This is a genomic window from Arthrobacter sp. ISL-69 (assembly GCF_018613775.1).
Classification (GTDB): Bacteria; Actinomycetota; Actinomycetes; order Actinomycetales; family Micrococcaceae; genus Arthrobacter.
On sequence record NZ_JAGGPO010000019.1, the window covers coordinates 197823 to 206452 of the forward strand.

The 8630-nt window shown below is 66.0% G+C and carries 5 protein-coding genes; 2 read left to right on the plus strand and 3 right to left on the minus strand.

From position 1 onward, the window contains the following. Nucleotides 1–101 precede the first annotated feature (101 nt). On the plus strand, nucleotides 102–3260 hold the full coding sequence (locus J7I79_RS15625) for a S8 family serine peptidase (RefSeq protein ID WP_311380592.1): 3159 nt from the start codon (nucleotides 102–104) through the stop codon (nucleotides 3258–3260). Between the two features lie 136 nt (nucleotides 3261–3396). Here J7I79_RS15625 and J7I79_RS15630 read toward each other — a convergent pair whose 3' ends face one another. Genes J7I79_RS15630 through J7I79_RS15640 form a run of 3 tightly spaced genes read right to left on the minus strand, consistent with a single transcriptional unit; the run spans nucleotide 3397 to nucleotide 5268 of the window. After that, a complete protein-coding gene (locus J7I79_RS15630; RefSeq protein ID WP_214954671.1) occupies nucleotides 3397–3768 on the minus strand; it encodes a serine protease inhibitor in 372 nt (123 codons plus the stop codon). Continuing rightward, complete coding sequence (locus tag J7I79_RS15635; RefSeq protein WP_251042845.1) at nucleotides 3768–4709, minus strand: 3-methyladenine DNA glycosylase; 942 nt, start codon at nucleotides 4707–4709, stop codon at nucleotides 3768–3770. The genes J7I79_RS15630 and J7I79_RS15635 overlap by 1 nt, the downstream gene beginning before the upstream one ends. A gap of 4 nt (nucleotides 4710–4713) precedes the next feature. Further along, on the minus strand, nucleotides 4714–5268 hold the full coding sequence (locus J7I79_RS15640; protein ID WP_214954673.1) for an SSI family serine proteinase inhibitor: 555 nt from the start codon (nucleotides 5266–5268) through the stop codon (nucleotides 4714–4716). A 236-nt stretch (nucleotides 5269–5504) separates the two neighbouring features. Here J7I79_RS15640 and J7I79_RS15645 point away from each other — a divergent pair, with 236 nt between their 5' ends. Continuing rightward, nucleotides 5505–8570, plus strand: a complete 3066-nt coding sequence (locus J7I79_RS15645; RefSeq protein WP_214954675.1) for a S8 family serine peptidase — start codon at nucleotides 5505–5507, stop codon at nucleotides 8568–8570. The last annotated feature ends 60 nt before the right edge of the window (nucleotides 8571–8630 follow it).

The following is an 8630-nucleotide window of genomic DNA, read 5'->3' on the forward strand; positions in this document are numbered from 1 at the left end:
CTCGCCGGATGACAGGATCTGTTACTCCGGCTGCCATTTCCCAGCTGACCGAGACCGGCCGCATCGCCGGACCCGTACCTCATGAAAGGTTTCAGTCACTCGTGAAATCAAAAGGAATAAGCCTTGTCCGGGGCGGGGGACTCCGGAAGGCTGCGGCGCTGGCTGTAGGCCTCCCGCTGCTTCTCTCCTCCGTTGCAGTTGGTCCCGCTACCGCGGCGCCGGCTGGACCCAGCACGGCAGTACAGGCCAAGAACGTCAACCCGTCGGACTACAAGGACGGCCGCTACATAGTGGTCCTGGCCGAGGAAGCAGCCGCCGCCTATGAGGGTGGAACGGGGGGACTCGCCGCCACCAAACCGCAGCAGGGCCGAAAGCTTGACGCCGCTAGCCCGGAATTCAAAGCCTACGATGCCCACCTCCGCCAGTCGCAGCGCGACGTCGCGGCAAAGCACTCCGCAAAGCCCGCGAAGCAGTACACCGCGGCGCTCAACGGCTTCGTGGCTCAACTCACCGCACGCCAGGCCGCCGAGTTGGCCAAGGACAGCAAAGTCCTCCTGGTCGCACCCGACGTGGAAAACGCGCCGGACTACACCACCACCGACTTCCTGAAGCTCACGGGCCAGGACGGGGCGTGGGCGAAGCAGTTCGGCGGCGAAGCCAATGCAGGCAAGGGTGTGGTGGTCGGGGTGATCGACTCGGGCTACGCCCCGGACAACCCGTTCCTCAAAGGCGAGGCAGTGGCTCCGCTCAGCGGCAACGGCAAGGGTAACGGCAAGGGCAAAGCGGAAATGGGCGTCCCCTACCGGACCAAGGACGGCACCATCGCCATGCTCAAGTCCGACGGCACCACCTTCGAAGGTGAGTGCCAGAAGGGCATCGAATCCGGCGAGGCCTTTGACGGCAGCGACTGCAACTCGAAGGTGATCAGCGCCCGGTACTTCGCCGATTCCTTCCTCCAGTACGTGGCGCCGGAGAACCGCGCCCCGGAGGAACTGATCTCGCCGGTGGACGTGGGAAGCCACGGCACCCACACCGCCACCACGGCCGCCGGCAACGCCAACGTGGACCAGGTCATCGACGGCGCCAGCTTCGGCAAGAGCTCCGGCGTCGCGCCGGCCGCCAAGCTGGCGGTGTACAAAGTGTGCTGGGAGGACAACGATCCGAACACCGGCGGCTGCTACTCCTCAGCCTCAGTGGAAGCCATCGACGCCGCCATCAAAGACGGCGTGGACGTCCTGAACTACTCGATTTCCGGCAACACCAACAGCACCACTGACCCCGTTGCTCTGGCGTTCCTGAACGCCGCGGCGGCCGGCGTCTTTGTCTCGGCCTCGGCCGGTAACTCCGGGCCCACGGTCTCCACGGTGAACCACGCGTCGCCATGGCTGACCACAGTGGCGGCCTCCACGTTCCCGAGCGATCTGCTGGGCACGGTGAAGGTTTCCGACGGCACCATGTTCCGTGGTGCCTCCATCATGAAGACCGAGGTCAAGGATGCTCCCGTCGTGATCGCGGGGGACGCCGCAGCGGCAGGCGCTCCCACGGCGCCGAACCTCTGCGGCCCGGGAACCCTGGACTCCGCCAAGGTCAGCGGCAAGGTCGTAGTGTGCGACCGCGGCGTTGTGGACCGCACGGCGAAGAGCCTTGAGGTCCAGTCGAAGGGCGGACTGGGCATGATCCTGGTCAACCTTTCCTCGAGCTCGGAAGACGCCGACAACCACGTGGTGCCAACCGTCCACGTCAACGCCCCCAAGAGCCTGGAGCTGAAGTCCAAGCTTGCCGCCAATCCGGCCCTCACGGTCAGCCTCGTCAAGGGCGACCTCACCGGTGAACCCCTTGCACCGGCACCCCAGGTGGCCGGCTTCTCCTCCCGCGGTCCGAGCCTGGCCGCCGGAGGCGACCTCCTGAAGCCGGACATCTCCGCGCCCGGCGTCAATGTCCTCGCAGGCGTTTCCACCATTGGGAACAACGGCGCCCAGTTCGGCTTTATGTCCGGCACGTCCATGGCCGCACCGCACATCGCAGGATTCGGTGCACTGGTGCTCAGCAAGCAGCCCAAGTGGTCACCCGCCATGGTCAAGTCCGCCATGATGACCACCGCCTACCCGCTGGTCAACGCGGACGGAACGCCCAACCTGAACCCGTTCGAAGGCGGCGCCGGGCACATTGACTCCACCCGCGTGCTGGATCCGGGGCTGGTGTACAACTCGGACATCAAGCAGTGGAATGCCTTCCTCAATGGGCAAGGCTTTGACACCGGTGCGCACAAGGCAGGAACCCTGGCCGCGCGCGACCTCAACGTACCCTCCATTGCGCTGGGCAGCCTCGTTGGCGAGATCAAGGTCAAGCGGACGCTGACGGCCCTGGTCCCCGGGACGTACAAGGCCGAGGTAAACCTGCCGGGTTTCGATGTTCGCGTTGAACCTGCCGTCCTCGATTTCAAGAAGGCAGGCAAGAGCCTGGACGTCACCGTCATGGTGAAGAGTGCAGGAGCCCCGACAGGAAAGTTCACCACCGGAAGCCTGACGTGGAAGGGACCCCGTACGGTCAGCTCTCCGATGGCTGTCCGCCCGGTGGATGCCCAGATTGCGCCGTCGTTCTCCTTCAGCTCCGCCACCGGCACGGGCAGCGGGACCATGGACCTGGTGTCAGGTTCGGATTCGCCCATTGCCGTGGGAATTGAAGGGCTCGCGCCCCTTTCCGAGACGGCCGTCACCAAGACCCCCGGTGCCTTTGCGGCCAAGAATGACGACCACAACGCCGTCGTCCAGGTGACGGTGCCCGCCGGCGCCACGTTTGCCCGGCTCGGTATCCAGGCGGAGACAGAGGACGTCGACTGGGACATGGTGGTCTACGCGCCGGACGGCAGCGGGAAACTCGTTGCCACGCAGGTGGCGACGTCGTCGGCCAGCGAGTTCCTGGACCTGGAATCGCCACGGGCCGGAACGTATTACATCGTGGCCAACCTCTACTCCACTCCGGACAACGGAGCCGCCTCTGCCCGGATCCAGGCTGTCTCGTTCAGCGGGGACGCAGGGAACCTGACCGTCAACCCGAATCCCATCGTTGCTCCGAACGGAACGGCCGCCACGGCAACAGCCAACTGGTCCGGCCTGGCCGAGGGCTCCTATCTGGGCCGGCTGGGTCTGGGCGATAACGGCATCAGGACCTGGGTCAACGTCAAGGTGGGCACGGATGCGGCGCCGGCACCGGCCGGCGCTCCGGCGGTCGCGCCAGTCGGCGCGGTTCCGGGAAACTAGCCGGAACAGCGTCCGGCCGGAAACGCGCCAAACGTCCAACTGAATAAGGAATGCGTTCAACAGGAACGTCCCGGGGGCCGAACGGCTCCCGGGACGTTCCTGTTGAAGGGCAGGGAGCATGTGGTGCCTGGGTTGCTTAGGTCTGACCGGTGGATCCCGGCGTGCCGCCGAAGAGTGGGGCCATGGATCGCCACCGGGCAATCTCGCAGCCGTCGGTCAGGCTGAAACGGCTGTGCACGGGACGGCCGTGGAACGTCCCCGTCACTACGGCCACTTGCGGCCCGCCGTATTGCTGGGTGCACATCATGTCCGCCGGCCGCGGCACGAAAAAGGCCTCCTGGCCGAAGCGTTCGACGGCGGCCAGGGCAGCGCCGGGGTCCGGCAGCGTTGACCCCTCCAGGGCGGCGGCCCGCGCTGCTGTTCCGGTGCGGAAAACCAGGCGGAACTCGTACTCCGGTGCCCCGGGTGCCTCCGTCAGCCGGACGGTCAGATCCACGTCTCCGGCCATCAGTCCTCCCTGATCCCCGCGAACAGGGGTGCCAATGCGTCGAGCAACCGCGTCCGGAGCTCCTGCGCCTCGGCGGAGAAGGTGCGCTGATGCTCGACGTACTCCGCCTTGCCCGCAGCCGTTTCGATCGGGATGGGCGGGTAGCCCCACTCCTCAAGGTCGTACGGGGACGCCTGCATGTCCGTGGCGCGGACCCGCCAGGACAGTTCGAAGCAATCCATGACCAGCTCGCTGGGCAGAGCGGGCGACAGCTTGTAGGCCCACTTGTAGAGGTCCATGTTGGCGTGCAGGCAGCCCGGCTGTTCCATGGACCGCTGGTTGTCCCGGCTGGGAGTGAGCTCGTTGAGCGGTATGGCGTCCGGTGTGTAGAAGCGGAAAGCGTCAAAGTGCGAGCACCGGACCCTGTTGTCCTCCACCACGCGGTCAGTGCCCGCTGCGCCGAGGCGCAGCTGCAGGTATTCGTGGCGCAGCTCAAATTTGTCCTGGCGGTACACCATGGCCCACTCGTGCAGCCCGAAGCAGCCGAACTGGGCAGGGCGCAGCGCCGTGCCCCGCAGGATTATCCCGGCAAACTGCAGTGCCTCCCTCCGCTCGGCCAGGAAGGAGTCGCGGTCAAAGGTTGCGGCTGTGGTCCCTGCCGGCAGCCCGGCGGCGGCGAGGTCGTCGTCGTCGAGCATCCGGTAGAACTTCCAGGCGGAGCGGTCCGCTGAGTCCGGGCCGGTAAGGATGGTGCCGGCGCCGGGGTGCCAGCGCAGGAGCTGGCCCGGTTTCTGGGTGTAGTACGTGAACAGGAAATCCTCAACGGGGTGTTTCTTACCGGCGGAGCGGCGGGCAAGGTAGGGGTCGGCGTAGCGCCTGACCCGGGCCTGGTGGGCTGCTTCGCGGTGCTGCCAGACGTCCATAGGCAGCACGTGTCGCTGGCCGGGCTTCACAGTATGCATTCGGCTAGGGCGCTCCGCCTGCGGATCCCAGGACGTCCTTGGCCGCATTCCACAGGCCGATTTCGCAGCCGTCCCTGCGGGCAAAGGAAGCGTCCACCGGGGAATCATCAACGATTCCGGTGACAGTGGCCTCCTGCGGGCCGCCGTACTGCTGCGTGCAGGCCTGGTCCGTCTTGCGGGGTGCTGGGCTCAGCACAGCGGGGTTGTCCTTCAGTGCCGTGCAGGCGGCGGCGGCTGTGGGATGTTTGCTTTCCGCCGTCGGGACGCCGTCCTTGCACACCAGCGTGAAATTCTGGGCGGGTTCCGATTCGGCAGGTTTGACCATGATGGCGAGCTCGGCATTCCCCTTGCCCGGGCCAGCCGCGGCAGGCACCGAGGAGGGGGGAGGAGAAGGAGCCGGGACAGTGGTTTCGGTGTCCGGCGACGGCGTGGCCGTGGACGGGCTGGCGCTCGTAGTCGTGGCCGAGGGCGAAGGGCTGGGACCGCCGCCGCCCGGCGAGCAAGCGGAGAGGCCGACAACGGATACCAGAACGAGTGCGTGAATCCATGCCTTACGCATTACCGGTCCTCCTCATTTTGGTCCATTCTATCGCCGGTGCCCGGCGATAGGCCCTGCCGTTAGACCCCGGCGATTAAATCTGTCCGGAACATCTCGATTCCGCAGCCGCACTCCGGTATGTTTCTCCCATCACTGGATGTATGGCCTCACGCCCACGTTGCGCCGACGTGGACGGATACTTCCAGTCCGTGGGACCGGTCACGCCAACGGTCCGACAACCTAGGAGGCAGTACGTCATGACTTACCCGCATGTGGGCCCCCGCACTCAAGGCAGAAATCCGGCCACACACCTCGCCGCCGCCGTCGCTTTGGGAATCTCCCTCCTGACCGGCCAGGGTCTGGCGGCCCCGGCCTGGGCAGCCGCAGACCCCGCCGACCCGGCGGCCACCGCGTCGCAGACGGATCCGCCCGGGGCACCGGTTGACGATCAACCGTCCCTGGACGGCGGCCGCTACATTGTGATGCTGAAGGACAAACCCCTCGCTGCCTACACCGGCGGAGTCGACGGAATCCCGGGGACCGCCGTGTCCAACGGCAGGAAGTTCGACGCCGGCAGCGCTGAGTCCCAGCGCTACGCGGCGCACCTGGAATCACAGCAGGCACGGCTGGCCGCGGAAGAAGGCGTGGCCATCGACGACAGTTACACCCTGGCGGTGAACGGCTTCAGCGCGGAGCTGTCCGCGGAACAGGCAAATGCGTTGAGCAAGGACGGAAACGTCCTCGCTGTCGTTAAGGACAGCCTTTACAAAATTGATTACTCAAGTACTGAATTCCTGGGTCTGCCTGGTCCCAACGGAGTTTGGGCCGAACATTTCGGCGGCGACGCCAACGCCGGCAAGGGAACGGTAGTGGGTGTGCTTGATACGGGCTACACCCCGGTCAATCCCTACTTCGCCGGGGGACAGGTGAAGCCGCTCTCGGGAGGCCCGCAGGTTGGCGAACCGTATCTGTCGGCGACGAACCAGATCACCATGCTGAAAGCGGACGGGAGCACCTTCGCAGGGGTCTGCGAGGCAGGCGTTCAATTCGCCGGAACTGAGTGCAACAGCAAGGTCATTGGCGCCCGCTACTACGACGAAGCCTTCAAAGCAACCGTTCCCCCGGGCCTGCGCTCGCCGAAGGAATCGTACTCGCCGCTCGACATCAACAACCACGGCTCGCATACAGCCAGCACGGCGGCAGGTAACAGCGATGTCAGCCAGGCTGTTGGCGGCCGTGATTTCGGCAAGGGGTCGGGGGTGGCCCCGGCTGCAAAGCTCGCCATCTACAAAATCTGCTGGGAGGGCATCAGCCCGGCAACCACCGGCTGCTTCGGTTCCAGCAGCGTGGAGGCCATTGAGGACGCCATCAGGGACGGTGTCGACGTCCTGAGCTATTCCATCTCCGGCACCAACAACTCCACCGTCGACCCGGTATCCATCGCCTTCCTGAACGCCGCGGCCGCCGGGATATTCGTGGCCGCCTCGGCCGGGAACTCGGGACCCGTGGCCAGTACCGTTAACCATGCCGCTCCGTGGATGACCAGTGTGGCTGCATCGACCCACAGCAGCAGCCTCCGCGGCACGGTGGAGTTGTCCAGCGGAGACAAGTTCGCCGGCGCCAGCATCATGGCGACTGAAGTGACGGACGCGCCCATTGCGCTCGCCGTCAGTGTGAAGTTGGCCGCTGCCCCCGACGCCAATGCGGCCCTGTGCGCTCCGGGCACACTGGACCCGGCCAAGACCGCCGGCAAGATCGTGATCTGTGACCGCGGCGTGGTGGACCGGACGGCCAAGAGCCTGGCCGTGGCACAGGCAGGCGGCGTTGGAATGGTCCTGGTCAACCTGACGCCCAACTCGCTGGACGTGGACCTGCACAGTGTTCCGACGGTCCACCTTGACGACCCCGCTATCAAAGACGTGGTTGCAGCTGACGCGGCGTTGACGGCGAGCCTGGTATCAACCGATACCACCGGCCTGGACCCGCCGCCAGTACCGCAGATCGCAGGCTTCTCATCCCGCGGACCTACGCTGGCAGCCAACAGCGACCTCCTGAAACCGGACATTGCGGCTCCCGGCGTGGGCGTCCTGGCTGCTGTCTCGCCTATCGGCTCCAACGGCCAGAACTTCGGCTTCCTGTCCGGAACATCCATGGCAGCGCCGCAGATCGCCGGGCTCGGGGCCCTGCTGCTGGGCAAGAACCCCCTGTGGTCCGCGGCTTCGGTGAAATCAGCGATGATGACCACGGCCTACGATCTGGTGGACGCTGAAGGAACCCCCGTTCACGACGTCTTCGCGCAGGGCGCCGGGCAGGTCGATCCTGCCCGGATGGCATCACCCGGACTGGTGTACGACGCCGGCCCGAATGACTGGCTCGGATTCCTGCAGGGGCTTGGCTATCAGCTGGGTGTTGCCCCGGTGGCCACCAAGGATGTCAATCTGCCGTCGATCGCCATTGGCGGGCTCACCGGCACCCAAACGGTGACGCGGACGGTGACTGCATTGACTGCCGGAACCTACAGTGCCGACGTTGACGTTCCGGGAGTAGCTGCCGAAGTGACGCCGGACGTGCTGACCCTTGGAGAAGGCGAGAAGGCCACTTTCACGGTGCAGTTCACCAACTCCGGTGCCACCCTGGACGCATTCGTTGGCGGATCACTCACCTGGACTTCGGATGCGGCCACTGTCCGCTCGCCGGTGGCCATCCGGTCCGTGACCGCAGTGGCGCCGGCTGTCGTCAATGCCGCTTCCGCCGGCGGAAGCGGCAGCGCCGTCATTCCGGTGACGTCCGGCAGTCCCGAGCCGATCGAGTTGGCGGTGAGGGGGCTTGCCAAGGCAAACTCGACGGCGATCAGCCTGGTTCCCGGTCCGTACACCGGGGTCAAGGACGGTGCCAACGACGTTCAGGTCGTCAACGTCCCGGCGGGTTCTTCCCTCGCCAGGTTCGCGGTCATCTCAGCCAACCCCGCGGCGGACTTCGACCTGTACGTGGTCTCGCCGGCCGGTGTGCTGTACGCGGGGGCCACACCTGCGGCCAACGAGGCCGTCTCCGTCGCGGACCCGGTGGCAGGCGACTGGAAGGTGACCACCAACCTCTTCGCCAGCCCCGGCAACGCGGCAACGGCAGCTTCCATCGAAGCGATGGTCCTAGCCGGTGACGCTGGAAACCTGACGGTCAGTCCCAACCCGCTCACCATTGAAAACGGCGCCACTGGCGAGCTCACGGCCAGCTGGGCCGGGCTTGAGGCAGGCAACTGGGTGGGAGTGATCCGCTTCGGCACGGGACCGTCAACCCAGCTGAACGTCACCGTGACGGCACCGTGAGCGGCGGATGAACGGGCTTCGAAGCTGACGGGACTCCGGGCTAGGTGTATTAACCACGGA